The 17357-nt window shown below is 41.0% G+C and carries 12 protein-coding genes; 11 read left to right on the top strand and 1 reads right to left on the bottom strand.

Annotated features, from left to right (window positions below):
- The first annotated feature begins 67 nt into the window (after positions 1-67).
- Positions 68-439 (top strand): MarR family transcriptional regulator, encoded by a 372-nt coding sequence (locus AAGC65_RS00840; RefSeq protein WP_343110504.1) that lies wholly within the window; start codon positions 68-70, stop codon positions 437-439.
- Here the strand turns inward: AAGC65_RS00840 and AAGC65_RS00835 are convergent.
- Positions 436-1062 (bottom strand): DUF4159 domain-containing protein, encoded by a 627-nt coding sequence (locus AAGC65_RS00835; protein ID WP_343110503.1) that lies wholly within the window; start codon positions 1060-1062, stop codon positions 436-438. The genes AAGC65_RS00840 and AAGC65_RS00835 overlap by 4 nt on opposite strands.
- Before the next feature lie 202 nt (positions 1063-1264).
- On the opposite strand from AAGC65_RS00835, the gene AAGC65_RS00830 reads away from it, so the two are divergent.
- The 10 genes from AAGC65_RS00830 (at position 1265) to AAGC65_RS00785 (ending at position 17336) form a co-directional block, all read left to right on the top strand.
- Positions 1265-2260 (top strand): MoxR family ATPase, encoded by a 996-nt coding sequence (locus AAGC65_RS00830; RefSeq protein ID WP_343110502.1) that lies wholly within the window; start codon positions 1265-1267, stop codon positions 2258-2260.
- Between the two features lie 74 nt (positions 2261-2334).
- Positions 2335-3210, top strand: a complete 876-nt coding sequence (locus AAGC65_RS00825) for a DUF58 domain-containing protein (RefSeq protein WP_343110501.1) — start codon at positions 2335-2337, stop codon at positions 3208-3210.
- A gap of 32 nt (positions 3211-3242) precedes the next feature.
- Positions 3243-4775 (top strand): BatA domain-containing protein, encoded by a 1533-nt coding sequence (locus AAGC65_RS00820; protein ID WP_343110500.1) that lies wholly within the window; start codon positions 3243-3245, stop codon positions 4773-4775.
- A complete protein-coding gene (locus tag AAGC65_RS00815) occupies positions 4768-6882 on the top strand; it encodes a hypothetical protein (RefSeq protein ID WP_343110499.1) in 2115 nt (704 codons plus the stop codon). The genes AAGC65_RS00820 and AAGC65_RS00815 overlap by 8 nt, the downstream gene beginning before the upstream one ends.
- A 6-nt stretch (positions 6883-6888) precedes the next feature.
- Complete coding sequence (locus AAGC65_RS00810; protein WP_343110498.1) at positions 6889-8715, top strand: hypothetical protein; 1827 nt, start codon at positions 6889-6891, stop codon at positions 8713-8715.
- 59 nt (positions 8716-8774) lie between these two features.
- Positions 8775-10412: a TldD/PmbA family protein gene (locus tag AAGC65_RS00805; protein ID WP_343110497.1), complete on the top strand. Its 1638-nt coding sequence runs from the start codon at positions 8775-8777 to the stop codon at positions 10410-10412.
- 7 nt (positions 10413-10419) lie between these two features.
- On the top strand, positions 10420-11751 hold the full coding sequence (locus tag AAGC65_RS00800; RefSeq protein ID WP_343110496.1) for a TldD/PmbA family protein: 1332 nt from the start codon (positions 10420-10422) through the stop codon (positions 11749-11751).
- Between the two features lie 188 nt (positions 11752-11939).
- Positions 11940-12539 carry a sigma-70 family RNA polymerase sigma factor gene (locus tag AAGC65_RS00795; protein WP_343110495.1) on the top strand — a complete coding sequence of 200 codons (600 nt, stop codon included), beginning with the start codon at positions 11940-11942 and terminating at the stop codon, positions 12537-12539.
- A 167-nt stretch (positions 12540-12706) separates the two neighbouring features.
- Positions 12707-13897, top strand: a complete 1191-nt coding sequence (locus AAGC65_RS00790) for a FecR domain-containing protein (RefSeq protein ID WP_343110494.1) — start codon at positions 12707-12709, stop codon at positions 13895-13897.
- A gap of 73 nt (positions 13898-13970) precedes the next feature.
- Complete coding sequence (locus AAGC65_RS00785; protein ID WP_343110493.1) at positions 13971-17336, top strand: TonB-dependent receptor; 3366 nt, start codon at positions 13971-13973, stop codon at positions 17334-17336.
- Positions 17337-17357: the final 21 nt, after the last annotated feature.

Raw genomic sequence — 17357 nt, 5'->3', positions numbered from 1 at the left:
AAAGCTTATGCGCACAGTTCAGTTAATATCACAGAGTTTAAAAAAAATCAACTATTTGTATAGCAAAATGCTGTCGAAAGAATTATCAGCCTTCAAATTGGATCATCATTTTGAAGCATTGCTGGTATTGGCTACGCAGGAAAAACCGGTAACGCAAAATAAGCTGGCAGAGTTGTTACAGATAGATAAATCACGAACAGCGGTTATCGTGTTCGACCTGGAAAAACGCGGCCTGATACAGATACAGGTAAACCCGAACGACAGGCGGCAGCACTATGTGTCGCTTTCACCAACGGCTTCAACATCCATACCGCATATAGAAATAACCATCGAAAAAATTAATCAACTGGCTGAGGCCGGCATTGAGCAGCAAAAGCTGAGTACTTTTTATGAGGTATCTGAAATGATGCAGAAAAACCTCCTCGCAAAAGGCGCTTAGGAGTTTAGCGCGTACATAATAATATTAACCCCAAACTTGGTATTATCTTCTGCCAGGAAACGTTTGTTCCTGAAATCATAATCCCATTCACAGCCATAATCTTTACTGCTATATAGCACACCTATACGGCCGTTTATTTCAATTGCCTTTAAATAGTCGTGTACCAGATCATCGCCCCACCCATTCAGCTCAAAGCTGGTAGTGGGTGGGCCTTTTTCAAACGAAAAAAAGGAATGGTACAGTTTATGGTTATTCGGTATCTTTTTTAAGGCCGTTGGTCCAAACAGTGCAGCCATTTGTGCTTCAAATGATTTAGCGAAGAGTCCGTCAATATCATGGTTGCAGTCATCGGCAAATACAAAGCCCCCGTTTTCGACATATTTTTTAAAGTTTGAACGTTCCTTTGCATCAAACTGAACTAACTTATGGCCGCTGATATAACAGAATGGCGCCATAAAAATATCGTCGCTGCTTAAAGGAATCACCTTTTCATGCGGATCAATAGGTATAGTTGTGTATTCAAGTAATGAATTAAGCAGGTTTGATGGCATACGCTGGTCTGTATCCCAATCGCCGGAGTGGTAACTTAACCTTGTGAATGTGAACTTTCCGCTGAACCCCATTGATTTTATCAAAAATCTAAAATTAGTACAATATTTTATGGAGAAATGCTTTTTGTTAGTATCTCCTGTAAAGTTTTGGATACCTGTTTGGTTTTTTATTGAAAAAACATGGGATTTAGTTTAAAGCATGATATATTGGGAATAATAATAGCTAACCTTATTTACTGCTATATCTATATTGATTATTAAATACTTGAAATAATTGGAACTTACCGAAGAAAACGTAAAAACATTACTCACTAAGCTGCCACTGTTAAAAGATGAGATACAAAAGGTAATTGTTGGTCAGGATGCCATACTTGACGAACTGCTGGTAGCTTTTTTAGCCGGTGGCCATTGTTTGCTGGAGGGGGTACCCGGGCTGGCGAAAACGTTGATTGTTAAAACCATGTCACAGGCACTGCACTTGTCGTTTCGCCGTATACAGTTTACGCCCGATCTGATGCCTACCGATATTATAGGCACCGAGATATTGGAAGAAGATCATGCCACCGGTAAGCGTTTCTTTAAGTTTAACAAGGGGCCGTTATTTGCCAATATCATCCTGGCCGATGAAATTAACCGTACACCGCCCAAAACACAATCGGCATTACTGGAGGCCATGCAGGAGTTTGAAGTAACCTACGGCGGACAAACCTATCCGTTGGATAAGCCATTTTTTATATTGGCTACACAAAACCCTATTGAGCAGGCCGGTACTTATCCGCTGCCAGAAGCTCAGTTAGATCGATTTTTATTGCTTATCAAAATAGGTTACCCAACCGAGCAGGAGGAGTTTGAAGTATTGAACCGTACCACCGGATCAAAAAAAGCCGATATAAAGGCGGTGATAAATGCTGATGATATCCAACAGGCACAAGCATTGGTAAGACAGGTATCAATCAATGATGACCTGGTAAGGTATGTAAGCCATATTATTAGAGCTACTCGCCCGGATACTACGTTGGTGCCTTATGTTAAAGAGTGGGTTCGCTGGGGAGCAGGCCCAAGAGCCGGACAGGCATTGATATTAACCGCAAAGGCGCGTGCTTTGTTAAAAGGAAGATATGCCGTTTTAACTGAAGATATTCATGCTATGGCGCCCGCTGTTTTAAGGCACCGGATATTAATGAATTTTAAGGCAGAAGCCGAAGGTATAATATCAGACAAAGTAACCGCCGAACTGTTAAAAACCATAGAGCGGCCTAAAGCGATATAGCTAATTGAGTTATTTATTAAAAAGTGCGATAAACTAAATCCGAAATCTAAATTCCCAAATCCGAAATCAAAAGCATGCTTGATCCTAAAGTATTAATGACCATTAAAGATTTACCACTGCTTGCCAGAACGGTTATTGATGGCTTTATGAATGGGTTTAATAAAAGCAAGGTAAAAGGGCCGGGATTGGAATTTAGTCAATACCGAAGCTATCAGCCCGGCGATGACCTGCGCTGGTTGGATTGGCGCATGTTTGCCCGTTCAGACAGGTATTACATCCGTGAATCGGAAATTGAAACCAGTATTTCTGTCCGGTTTCTGATAGATGCCAGCGCCTCCATGAATCATGATGATAACAGGATCAGGAAAATTGATTACGCACGGTTTTTAGCAGCCTCACTGGCATATCTGGCCAATTTACAGGGCGATTCTGTAGGGCTTTATGTTTTCCAAGACGATAGGTTGTTCTCGCTGGCTTCCAAACCCGATCCGCAGCATTTGCAGCGCTTGTTTTATCACCTGCAGCAAGTAAATCCAGCCGGAACATTTACCCAACCCGTGCATTATAAAGAATTATTTGCCGGTGCAGGACGCAAGGAGCTTTTAGTTTTCATAACAGATATGTACCAGGCGGAAGGCGAGATCAGTAAATTGCTTGACTCATTATCGGCATTAAAACATGAGGTGATTGTGTTTCATTTAATGGGTAAAAACGAAATTGATTTTGATTTTGGGGCCTATTCAACGCTTGAAGATTTGGAAACTGGTAAAACCATTGAAATAAATACGCAGCAGGCATCAACATATCAGGAAAAGTTGAAGAGTCATTTAGATAACATCAGGATGCAACTGTTGGGCAAACATGTTTTTTACCGGACGATAGAAACGTCCCAACCCTTAGATACCGCGCTTCGCGATTTTCTGGTGCAAAGAAACAAAGGCAGATTTTAGTGATCATATAATTTATAAGCTATCCATAATAAATGCTGTTTTTAAACCCCATTTGGTTGTTCGCTGTTGCCGCCTTAAGTATTCCGGTAGCCATACACCTGTGGAATATAAAACGGGGCAAAGTATTAAAAATAGGTAGTATATCACTTTTTGATAAAGCGGCGCAGAAAAGCAGCCGAAGTTTTAAGCTGAATGATGTGCCCTTGTTTTTAATGCGTTGTTTATTATTGATGATACTTGCTTTACTATTGGCAGGCCCTATATGGCAGAAACATAATACAGCAACCAAATCAAAAGGCTGGTTACTCATACCTAAGGAAAACATAGGGGAAAGCTACCGAAAATTCAAACTATTGGCAGATTCGCTGATAAAAGTGGGTTATGAGTTTCATTATTTTAATGAGGGGTTTACAAAGGCTGATCTGCACAAGATCATAGTGGATTTAGCCAGAAAAGAAAACGGATCGCTATTACGAAACAACAATTATTGGAATAGAATAGCCGAATTAAGTCAGCAGTTTCAACCGGCAATACCTGTTTATATTATTACTCCGAATAGTGCCAAATACTTTGTCGGCGATAAACCTACCACTGCTTTGAATTTACACTGGCAAACCTATACCCCAAATGATTCGTTAAGCAGATGGATCGAGCAGGCCTGGTTTACACCTGATAACGATATTAAAGTGATTGAAGGTAATAGTAAACCATCAGGAACTAATTTTACCAATTCGATTATGAAATCAGGTGATAGGGGCGGTTCTGCTTTCGAGGTCGGTACATCAAATGGCAAGCCGACAATAAAACTTAAAAATAGTAATCAGGCACCGGTTGCTATTGATACCACAACACAGCAACTGGCAATTTACCCCGGTAGAAACACTGTGGATGCAACGTATTTGATGGGTGCTTTGCAAGCTATAGCTACTTTTAGCCAGCTTAAGATAAATGTTAAGATATATAACGATCCAGCCGGTATCCCTGCCGGACAAAGTTGGGTATTCTGGTTGTCTGATAAACCATTTGATGCAGGACTCAGCCTAAAAGCCAGACACATATTTAAATATGAAGGCGGCTCAATCAATAACACAGCTTCATGGATTAACACTAACGATCAGTATGCTGTGGACGGGCAGGATAAGCAAATAGCTCTATTTAAACTGATTAGTACAATACATAAAAACGAGGCATTAATATGGCATGATGGTTTTGGTAAGCCTGTTTTAAGCCAAACAAAAACATATAAACCAGATACCTACCATTTTTATTCACGATTTAACCCGACCTGGAATGATCTGGTATGGAGCGATGAGTTTCCAAAGCTGATCTTTAAACTCATCATTGATAAAAACGGTTCGATAGAGAACAGCCAGTATGATCGCCGGGTAATGGATCAGGAACAATTGATGCCGCATTATGAGCCGATAGTGAATAATAACAAACCAACCGATCAAATAAAGCAACAAACAGATCTCTCGCATTATTGCTGGTTTGCTTTGGTTGTGATTTTTATGATAGAACGGTGGTGGGCGCACAAAAATAAAGCAGTACTAAAAAATGATTAAACCAAGGGGTGCACATCAAATAAAAAGCATGCGTAATTGGTACATCACGTACCGGATTATTGCTGATGTGCTTTTTGGTGCTGCCTTTGCCATTATCTTAAAGTCGATATTTTTAAGTTCCATAGGTTTTGCTGCGGGAATATTTGGAGTGGTTTTTATTTCACTTGTAATGTGGCACCGGGCCTGGCAGATCACCGAAAGTTCAATTTCCAATTATCTTGACCGTCGGTACCCGCAACTGGAAGAAAGTGCCCAACTATTTATAAAGCCAGAAACTGAGCATAATTTTTTAGAATATCTACAGCTTTCAAAAATTGAACAGGAACTGAGTTTGATCCCTGTGCAACAGAAACAATTTATAAAACCATTTTTGTGGGGAGTTATAGCTTTAATTTTATCTGTTTTTTTGAGTACGCTATTGAAGGGAGGAGGGCATCACCTTTTAATGCATGATGTGACTAAAGTCGGCGAGACCAATACAAAACCTGGCATAGCCGAAAAGGTATTACCACAAATATCAGCAGTTGAACTTACAATTACTCCACCTGCATATACGGGCAAAGCTCGCCATCGGCAAGATAAATTCACGATATTGATCGAAGAGGGCGGTGTGGCTGCCTGGAAAATAGCTACCAATATTGCGGTAAAAAAAGTGTCGATATTATTCAACGACAAAGAAACAATTGTTTTGAAAAGTGCAAACTATGATCAAACAACATGGATAGCTCAAAAGCAGATCACCCAACCAGGATTTTATCAGATAAGTGTTGATGGTAAACTTTCGGACTTATATCAAATGCAGGTTATTATAGACCAGTCCCCTCTAATCCACATCAAAACGCCTAAACAGTATACCTATATAGATGCCGGTGAAGCTCCCAGGGTAAATATTGATGCCGTTGTTAGTGATGACTATGGAGTTAATGATGCTCAACTAATTGCTACCGTGGCCAAGGGCAGCGGAGAGGCGGTTAAGTTTAAGGAGTATAAAATGGATTTTTCAACATCGTTTGGCAGCCACCTTGCTCAATATAACCTGCAAAAAATCATCAGTCTGCCAACACTCAACATGGAGCCTGGTGATGAGCTTTATTTTTATATTCAAGCTACTGATACCCACCAGCAGCAAAGCCGTACAGATGTATACACGGTATCTATTCAGGATACGGCTCAATTGCTGAGCATGGATGGTGTGCTGAGTGGGGTTAATCAAAAGCCTGAATTTTTTAGGAGTGAACGTCAGATCATTCTTGATTCTGAAAAACTGCTTAAAGAAAAAGACAGCATCAGCGTGGAGCAATTTAAAAGCCGGAGTAATGACCTGGGTACCGATCAAAAGTTATTACGCCTGCGTTACGGCAAATTTTTGGGCGAGGAATCAGAATCGGATATAGGCGGGGACGATAATGATGCCGTTTCGGACATTAAAAATTATGGTAATGCCGCCGTGATACTGGATAAATACACTGATAAACATGATAACGCCGAAGATGCCGGCTTTTTTGATCCGGAACTGAAAGCACAACTAAAGGCTACACTAACCGAAATGTGGAAGGCCGAGCTACAGCTAAGATTGTATAAACCGCAAGATGCTCTACCTTTTGAATATAAAGCCTTGCGTTTGTTAAAAGATCTGCAGCAAAAATCAAGGGTATATGTCGCTAAAACATCATACAACGCACCACCTTTAAAGTTAGAAAAGCGTTTGAGCGGTGACCTTAGCAAAATAAACCAACAGGTAAATCAACAGGACATAAAGCCAGTTGCAGACCAACAAGCAGATATTAAAAAAGCGGTGGCAATATTGCAGCAACTAAAATCACAGCCTGTGTTGGGCAATGCGGATCGGTATGTACTTACCTCAGCCAATCAGCAACTTAGTATAAAGGCATCGGCCGAGCCGGGAAGTTATCTAACTGCCTTAAGTGCCATGCGAAGAATTTTAACGACCAAAAAAGAGATAAGACCTCAAGATATTGCTATAGTTGAAAAGGCTATTCAAAAGATACTGCTGCCAGCCAAAAAAATGCCATCGACAGCTCAAAATCCGGTTGATATGGGACTATCAAAGGAGTATTATAAAAACCTTAACCATTTAAACAAATAACCGCGCATGAACTGGAATAGCCTTGTAGTGATTATTTGTGTTGTGGTTACAATATTTGCTGTATGGAAGGAGCTTATTCGGGTTAATAAAGGATATCTTATTTTACGCGTTCTGGCAGTATTAATAGCTGCTGCAGCATTAGGCTGTATTGCTTTACCATTAACCTATCAGACCAATGTCCATCAGCAAGATAATCACGAAGCCATTTTACTTACGTCAGGGTTTAACACTGATAGCCTGGATAAGTACCTCAATGACAAACTGTTTTCCCTGGATAAAGCTATTAAAAACAGTAAAGTGAAATCTTTAGGCAGCATAGATGAACTGACGGGCGATTCAACTATTACCCAACTGAGGATATTGGGTGATGGTTTAACTGAAAGTCAGTTACAACAATTGTATCACTTGCCCGTGGTATTCAAACCGGAAGAATTTAAACAAGGTATCACCGCTATCAACTGGAATGAAAAATTAAAAGCTGGTGATGAATTAACTATTCAGGGAACTTATAAAAACTCATCCGCTCAAAAAATAAAGTTGCTGTTAAAAGGTTTAAGCACCTCTTTAGATTCTGCTTTCGTTGAGCCAGACAGTACAGCTATTTTCCATTTAAAAAACACACCGAAAGTTTCAGGCAGAACCGTATATAATTTAATGGTTATTAGCGGTGCCGACACGCTTGAAAAAGAAAACTTACCCGTACAAATAGAGACTGCAAAACCATTAAATGTATTAATGCTTACAGCATCGCCCGACTTTGAAAGCAGGTTTTTAAAAAACTGGCTTTCAGGGAATGGATATGGCGTGGCTGTAAGGTCGACTATTAGTAAGGATAAATTCAGTACCGAATTTATTAACCTGCCCCGGTTGTCTTTAGATCATCTTTCTGCACAGATAATTAATAAGTTTGATGTGTTGATAGGAGATCTTTCGGTATTAAAATCACTGAGCGATCAGGAGGCGACAACTTTAAGGTCGGAGGTAACTCAAAACGGACTGGGTATCATTATAAAAGCCGATAGTACATTAAAAAGCGATTCATGGCTGCAAAGTAATTTCTCGGCCGGGCGTTTACAGGGCCGGGATACCATTCCATCTTCAATATATATTACCGGGAACAATCAAAAATTAGCAAAGCTGAATAATAATCTGGTCGATATAAAATTTCAAGTGGGTACTCAGCCATTAATAAATGATGAGCATGGCCATATACTGGCCAGCAGCATTTTAACCGGAAGCGGTAAATTAATATTTACCACGTTGAATAATACGTTTAGTTGGGTATTGGCGGGTAATAAAAATGATTATGCGGCATTATGGTCATTTTTAATTAATAAAGCTGCACAAAAGGTGCCAGCTATTAAAAATTGGGATGTGTTGACAGCAATGCCATCTGTTTTAAGTCCGGTTAATTTACAATTAAATGGCTCGGCCTCAAAAGCATTAGTAGATGATAAGTTTGGTGTTTCAGGGCAACAAAATCCGCTTTTACCATTTGAAAATAGCTTTTCGTACTGGCCGCAAAATACCGGCTGGCAGTCGATAAAAGCGAATGCTGGAGGCTTGGGCTGGTTTTATATATATGGCAATGATGATTGGAAAAGCCTGCGAGTACTTAAAAAGCAATTGGATACTAAAAATTACGTGGAAAAAAATGTGATTATGAATAATGTAACAAAACAGATACATGGAAATGTGAGAAATACTGTGCCGAAAATATATTTTTATGTTTTGCTGCTGTTAGCATGTACGTTTTTGTGGGCCGAGGCTAAAATTTCGCAGGCCACATCATCCTCTGCCAAAAGGGAGGTTAAAAATAATCTTAAAATTTAAAAATAGGTTTTTAGGGTATCCAATTATGAGATGCTTGAGACACTAAGGAGGAACATACTTTGAGAAGACGCGACTTTATTTATTTAACGGGTATGGGGGCTGGAGCGTTGCTGCTGCCCGATCTATCCGCATTTGGTAAAACAATTGATCCGGCTCAGGCCCTGGAGGGCGTTGACGTAAAAATCAAGAAGGAGCTGGCAGATGTAGCTTTAAATACGGCCAAATCAAACGGAGCTACTTATGCCGACGTCAGGATAGGGCGATACCTGAACCAGTTTGTTATCACCCGTGAAAACAAGGTGCTTAACGTAGCCAATACCGAATCGTATGGCATCGGTATCCGGGTTATAGCCAATGGTTGCTGGGGGTTTGCAGCCACTAATGATGTAACCAAGGAAGGTATGGCCAAAACTGCTTTAAAAGCGGTTGCCGTAGCCAAAGCTAATGCTAAAATTGGCGGTGCACCCGTGCAGCTTGCCCCTCAAAAAGGTTACGGCGAGGTAAGCTGGAAAACACCGATAACTAAAAATGCTTTCGAGGTACCTATTAAAGAAAAAGCCGATCTGTTATTAAACGCCAATGGTGTGGCTATGGCGGGTGGTGCCAACTTTGTAAACTCTATCATGTTTGCGGTAAACGAGCAAAAATATTTTGCATCAACCGATGGTTCATATATTGATCAGGACGTGCACAGGCTTTATCCAAGTTTTACGGTTACCAAGATCGATCCTTCGGCAGGTGCTTTTGAAACACGCCGTTCATTAAGCTCGCCGGTAGGTATGGGGTACGAATATATGGATCCCCTGGCCAGCGAAAAGGTTTTGGGTGTTACTCCTCGCTATAAAAATCGTTATGACATATTAGAGGATATTAAATATGCCACCCAGCAAGCAGGCGACAAGTTAAAAGCCAAATCTGTTGAGCCGGGTAAATATGACCTGGTGCTTGACCCTTCACATTTGTGGCTAACTATCCATGAATCAGTGGGGCACCCAACCGAGCTCGACCGCGTTTTGGGTTACGAAGCCAATTTTGCCGGTACCAGTTTTTTAACATTGGATAAATGGAAATCAGGTAAATTCAATTTTGGCAGCAAGGCCGTAAATATCGTAGGCGATAAAACGCAGGTTGGTTCGTTAGGTGCTGTTGGTTATGATGATGAAGGCGTACAATGTAAAAAATGGGATATTATCAAAGATGGTATTCTGGTTAACTACCAGGCCATTCGTGATCAGGCACATATCATCGGTCTGAATGAATCGCAAGGCTGCTGCTATTCACAAAGCTGGCAGGACGTACAGTTTCAGCGTATGCCAAACGTGTCGCTTCAGCCGGGTAAAACTCCACTGAGTGTTGATCAGATGATCAAGAATGTAGAAAAAGGAGTATACATCATTGGTGATGGATCATTCTCCATTGATCAGCAGCGTTATAATTTCCAGTTTGGTGGTCAGCTGTTTTATGAGATCAAGGAAGGGAAAATCGTAGGTATGCTGAACGATGTAGCCTATCAGGCAAATACACAAGAGTTCTGGAACTCCTGTGCGCAGGTTTGTGATGAGCGCGACTACCGTTTAGGTGGAGCTTTTAATGATGGTAAGGGCCAGCCAATGCAGTCAAGTGCGGTATCGCATGGCGCTTCAACCGCGCATTTTAAAGGAGTTAACGTAATCAACACTAAAAGAAAGATCGGATAATTGAATTATGCCTATATTAAATAAAGAAGAAGCACAGGCTTTGTTAAAGAAGGTGCTTGCCTATTCAAAAGCCGAAGAGTGTGAAGCAAGCCTGAACGGCAGCGAAGGCGGTAATATCAGAACGGCCTTAAACGCGGTATCAACAGCAGGTGATATCAGTGTGATGAGCCTGTCGGTGACTTCGGTTTTTGGAAAAAAAGCCGGAACTGCCACCATAGATGAATTTAGTGACGAGGCACTGGAAAGGGTAGTGCGTAGAGCAGAAGAATTAGCTCAGCTGGCCCCGGCCAACCCCGAGTATATGCCGGTATTAGGTCCACAGAATTTTCCGGACTCCATAACCTATAATGCGAATACTGCAGGCATGACACCTGACAGTCGTGCCGAGTTGGTGGCTAAAAGCCTGTCAGTTACTAAGGATGCTAAACTTCAGGCGGCGGGTTTCCTTGAAAATTCAACAAGCTTTAATGCCATGATGAATTCAAAGGGTTTGTTTGCCTTCAACAAAGGTAATGATGTTACATTCTCAGTAACTACCCGAAACGAAGCAGGTACAGCATCTGGCTATGCGGCCAGGGGTTTTACGGATGTAAGCAAGCTGGATACTTTTGCGGCTACCAAAATTGCTGCAGGCAAATGCCTGAGCTCGTCGGGAGCAAAAGCTATTGAGCCCGGAAAATATACCGTGATATTAGAGCCTGTGGCTGCTACCTATATGATGGAAAACATGTTCCGTTTCGACGCACGGAGCGCGGAAGAAGGGCGGAGTTTTTTAAGTAAAAAAGGCGGCGGTACACGTTTAGGAGAACAGCTGATGGATCCTAAGGTTACTATTTACTCCGACCCATTTAATGCCGATTTGCCTTCAGCAACCTGGAGCGGCGAAGGTTTACCACGTGAAAAAACGACGTGGATAGATAAAGGTGTGGTTAAAAACCTGAGTTATTCCCGCTACTGGGCCGAGAAAAAAGGAGTTAAACCAATGCCCGGCCCTGGAAATATTATTATGGAAGGTGGTGATGCCAGTCTGGAAGACCTGATCAAGAGCACCGAGCGTGGTATATTGGTTTCACGTTTGTGGTATATCCGTATGGTTGATCCTCAATCATTGTTACTCACGGGCCTTACCCGCGATGGTACGTTTTATATTGAAAACGGTAAGATCAAATTCCCGGTGAAAAACTTCCGTTTTAATGAAAGTCCCGTAATTATGCTGAATAACCTGGAGGCCTTAGGTAAACAGGAGCGCAGCATTAGCGTGGAGAGCTACAGAAGCTATCTTATTCCACCTATGAAAATACGCGACTTTACGTTTAGTTCATTATCTGACGCGGTTTAATCTTCTTCTTTAGTCCGGTGTAAATTGATTCCGGATATTAATTTAATGCGGCATGCTGATCAAGTCAGTATGCCGCATTTTTAATATAAATAAGACATGCTTTGTATAATTGTATATACATATTTTTAAAAGGTAACATTAGCTTAATATAGCGCGTTTACTTTTGCCGCAATTCTCCGGAAAAGGACATGGCAGATAACTTCATCAATCATCATGTTAATGATTGGGTTGCGGGAGATGAGCGGGCTTTTAAAAAAGTATTCGATTATTACCTTCCCAAACTAACAGCGGCTTCATTCAGATCTATCAAAAAAAGAGAAGAATCTGAAGAGCTTGCGTTAAATGTTTTATTGAATATCTGGCAGTATAAATTTCATATTCATACCATTAATGATTTTGAAGATTACTTGTACGGGATATTGCGTAACCAAATATCAAGATATAACCGCAAAAAGCTTCTGCTTACCGATGAGCTGGATAGTGTTCCTTTAAGTAATTTAGGCACTGTTGACCATCCTGAACTTTCCATTCATGAGTTGCAGTTGCGCTATGAAATAGCATTGAGTAAGCTGCCAACAAAACAACGAGAGGTATTTTTGCTAAGCAGGGAGCAGGGGATGAGCCAAAAACAAATTGCCCAGCAAAAAAATATTTCGGTTAATACCGTTAATAATCAAATTACGGCCTCACTCAAATTTCTCCGTAAAGAGTTTCAGGATTACCCTGAGGCTTTACCTGTCATACTTTTAATTGGCACAACAGCCGCTTACCAACTTATTCATCATTAAGCTCATACAACTATAAATAATAAATTTATTTTATAGTGCTTATAATCAATGGTTTGATTGTTTTTTGGCACTTAATTGTGTTAAGGTTAGGTTAATTCTATATCAAGTTTCTTGAACGCATAGTTGTTCTATTTCCTTTATGGCATCTCATATATAAAGGGTAAAAAATGGAAAGACCAGGCCAGGACGCATTAGTAAAATATTTTAGGGGGGAAAGTGACTCAGCTGAAGAAAAACTCATTGAGTTATATCTGGCAATGGATATTGATCAGGATTACGTGAAAGCCTGTTTAAAGGAAGCTGCCGAAAAAATGGAGCATGAACCCAAACCTGAATGGATAGGTGAGGGTGCGACCAAAGCCTGGAATGATTTTGAGGCACGCAAATTTAATTACCCTTCAATACCGGTTAAAACAATTCCCTTATGGAAAAAGCTAACCATTGCCGCATCGGTATTATTATGCATAGCCGTTGGCGCTATTTATCTGAAACCTTTATCTGATCCAAATAATAAGATAGCGAAAAACACTGCACATCATATACAAACAGACCGCGGTCCGGGCGGTAACAGGGCAACGCTTACATTGGCAAATGGCCGCAGGATAGATCTTAACAGTGTTCAAAATGGGGCTGTGGCTATGCAGGGGCAAACCAACATCGTCAAAACAACAGATGATAAACTGGTTTATAATACAGGTCAGGAACAGGCTGTTGATACAGCGGCGCTCATAAACATGCTTACAACGCCTAATGGCGGGCAATATAAACTAACCCTGCCCGATGGCAGTAAGGTATGGCTTAATGCCGCATCTTCTATACAGTATCCTACAAAATTTACCGGCAGCCGGCGTGAGGTAACACTTCAGGGCGAGGCTTATTTTGAAGTGGCCAAAAATGCCCGCATGCCATTTACTGTAAAGCTTAATACGATGAATGTTGAAGTTTTAGGTACTCATTTTAATATCATGGCCTATAACGACGAACCGTCAATTAAAACAACGCTTTTAGAAGGATCTGTGCGGTTGAGCAACGCAGAAGGGCAGCAAATGCTTAAGCCGGGGCAGGAAGGCATATTGACCAATAATACAACACGTTTTGTAATAAGAGAAGCTAATACGGAACAAGCGCTTGCTTGGAAAAACGGCCAGTTCATTTTTGAAAATGAAAACATCGCGTCTATATCCAGAAAGCTTACCCGCTGGTATGATGTCAGCGTTACCGACAGCAGAAAAACTAAAGACCTTACCTATACAGGCTCTATTTCCAAATACAAAAATGTATCAGAAGTACTCAAAATGCTGGAGCTTACCGGCACGCTTCATTTCAGGATCGAGGACAGGAGGGTAACCATCATGTAACCCGTTCAGGTTTAATACGCTTACCAAATTAATACTATACAATAAAAACAAAACCCCAATTCATTATTTAAGGATGAAATTTAACATTTACCCTTCAAACTTTAAAAATCGCCTGCCATATAACTTGGCACGCATTATTAAACTAACCTTTTTTTTATTGCTTATTTTAACCTTTAACGTAAATGCCATTGCAAAGGCTCAGCAAATAAGCCTTAATGAAAACGGCGCCTCAATTGCCCGCGTTTTAAAGGAAATAAAAGCGCAAAGCAACTATAATATTTTGTTTAATGATCAAATGCTTGCCGATGCTTATCCGGTAACCGTAAGGGTAAAGGATGTATCATTAACTCAGGCCCTTGATGAGTGTTTTAAAGACCAGCCCCTTACCTACGAAATTTCAAATAACACCATTGTATTAAAAAGAAAGGCCATTGTACGTACCACCATAACCGGTAAGGTAACAGATGCTACAGGCAAACCATTACCTGGTGTAACAATAACCGCCGAGCGTGAAAAAAAATCGGTTGTAACAGATCAGAACGGAGCTTTTACCATTAATACTGAAGTTGGTGATAAACTGATTGTAAAAATGATTGGCTATGCCGATTATACGACCATTATAGGCGACCAAAAAGATTACCAGATTACCCTGAAAGTAAATAACGAGCTGCTAACCGAGGTGGTTGTAGTAGGTTACGGCACGCAGAAAAAGGTTAACATTACCGGCGCTGTAAGTTCAGTGAATGGAACTGATTTGAGCAAAAGACCGGTTACTTCTGTTGGGTCGGCTTTACAGGGCCAAATGCCAGGCGTAACTGTCCGCAACCAGACCGCTTTGCCGGGTCAAAGTGGCGGCGAAATTCGCATAAGGGGTATTGGTACTTTAAATGATGCCAGCCCCTTATTGGTTATTGATGGTGTGCCGAGCGGCGATATCAACATCCTGAATCCGGAGGATATTGAAAATATATCAGTTTTAAAAGACGCGGCTTCATCATCAATATATGGTGTGCGCGGTGCAAACGGTGTTATTTTGGTTACTACTAAAAAAGGTAAAAATAATACCGGTCCATCTATTACTTATAACAACTACTTCGGTTTTCAAACTCCGACGGCTTTACCTAAATACCTCGGATCTGTAGATTATATGGAGCTACTGAATGAGGCAAAAGTAAACGCCGGTGCTAACCCTACCTATACCCAGCAGCAAATTGATATTGCCCGTAACGGTTCAGATCCAAACTATTATGCCAATACTGACTGGATCAAGGAATTATATAAAAAGAACGCGCCGCAGCAGAACCATAACCTAAGCCTTTCTGGTGGTGGTAATAATGTAAACTATTATATATCATACGGGTACCTGAAAGAAGGCGGTTTAATTACCGGGGATAATTATAACTCAGGCAGGCACAATGTGCGGGCACGTGTAAGCACCACCTTGTTTGACAGATTAGTGTTAGATGCCAATATCGGTTATATTGACCGTGCTTATTCAGGTTCAAATGAGGACTTAGGTTCTGGTTCTGGTCCTATTTCCGTAGCACAGCTTATATCACCTTTAGTACCTGTTCGCTTTACTACCGGTGGCTGGGGATATCTGGGTGGTTCAAGAAACCCTATCGCGGTTGTTACTGATGGCGGTTATAATAAATTCAGCTCGCAGGAGTTTACTGCCAATTTACAGGGAACTTTAAACATCACCAGTGATTTCAGGTTACGAGGCCAGTATGGTTTAATACGTTCAAACTCATTGCGTAATCAGTTTGCTAAAACAATTAACTACTATAGCCCGATAGATAATTCGCTCATTTATCAAACCAATAACCCTAATAAGGTTACTAATACTGATTATACCAATTTATACCAAACAGCTATGGCTATGGCCGAGTATGAGCATACGTTTGGTGAAAACCATTACCTGAAAGCATTTGCAGCGGTATCATCTGAACAAACAGTTACGAATAGCTTTACTGCCAGCCGCACCAATTTACCAACGCAAGATCTGGGAAGCCTTAACTTAGGAACGCTGAATCAGCTTAACTCATCTTCAGGTACACAAAATGCGCTGGAATCTTTGTTTGGCAGGGTAAACTATGCCTATAAACAACGCTATTTATTAGAAGGCGATTTTAGGTACGACGGTTCATCACGTTTTGCACCTAATCTGCGCTGGAACTGGTTCATGGCTGGTTCCGCAGGCTGGGTGTTTTCTGAAGAGAACTTCTTTAAATCTCTCAAACACATTATTGAATCTGGAAAATTACGTGTATCCTACGGAACGCAGGGTAATGATAAGATAGCGCTTCCAGGTCAGCCGCCTATAGACTTCGCTTATCTGGCAAACATTGGATCTGTAACTACCGAGCCTATCGGTAATGTGCTTACCGTGGGTTACCGCCAAACCGGTATTCCTAACACTCTTTTAACCTGGGAGTCGGTAACTAAACAAAATATAGGCTTAGACCTTGTGATGCTGAAAGGCCGTTTAGGTGTTACTGCCGATTATTATATTGATAATACCAATAACATTTTATTAAGTGTACCACTGCCCGATGTTTTAGGCACAGGTTATCCACCGCAAAATGCCGGTAAAGTACAAAACAAAGGTTGGGAGTTGGCCGTAACTTATAAAGATAAGATACAGGATTTTAACTACAGCGTATCGTTCAATATATCAGATGTAAAAAACAAAGTAGTAAGCCTGGGTAATGTTCCGCCAACCTTTGGCGATCAGGTTAAAATAGTAGGTTATCCGATTGATTCCTTCTACGGTTTTGTGGCCGACAGAATATCGCAGGTATCTGATTACAACTATGACGCCAATACCAAAAAGTACACCCCAAAATTTGCTTATGATGCCAGCTACCCCATGCAACCGGGCGATTTAATGTACAAAGACCTGAACGGCGATGGCAAAATAACTCCTGATAAGGATATGAAAGTTATTGGCAGCCCTATTCCACGCTATACTTACGGGTTTACTACAAACATGGCTTATAAAGGCTTTGACTTAACTGTGTTTTTACAAGGTGTAGGTAAGGCTAATGGTTATATCAATGGCGCGGCACGGTACGCTTTTATCAATGATAGCTCAAATCCGCAACAGATCCATTTAGACAGATGGACACCAACTAATACCGATGCCAGCTACCCAAGATTGGTTTATGGTTACTCGTACAACGAACGCTTATCAACCAAATGGCTGGAAGATGCTTCTTATTTCCGGGTAAAAAACATTCAGTTAGGTTATACCCTGCCTAAATCAATTACCGAGAAATGGCATGTTGGTCGTCTGCGTGTATATGCATCGGCAGATAACTTGTTCACCAGTACCAATTTTTATTATGGCTATGATCCTGAGTCGCCGGTGTCGGCCGGTGGGTACTATCCACAGGTTAAAACCTACGTATTTGGCTTAAACCTTAATTTAAAATAACAACCCCATTAAATAAAAAGA

Source organism: Mucilaginibacter sp. (assembly GCF_039207105.1).
In the GTDB taxonomy this organism is placed as follows: domain Bacteria; phylum Bacteroidota; class Bacteroidia; order Sphingobacteriales; family Sphingobacteriaceae; genus Mucilaginibacter.
This window is presented reverse-complemented; position numbering and strand designations above follow the sequence as displayed.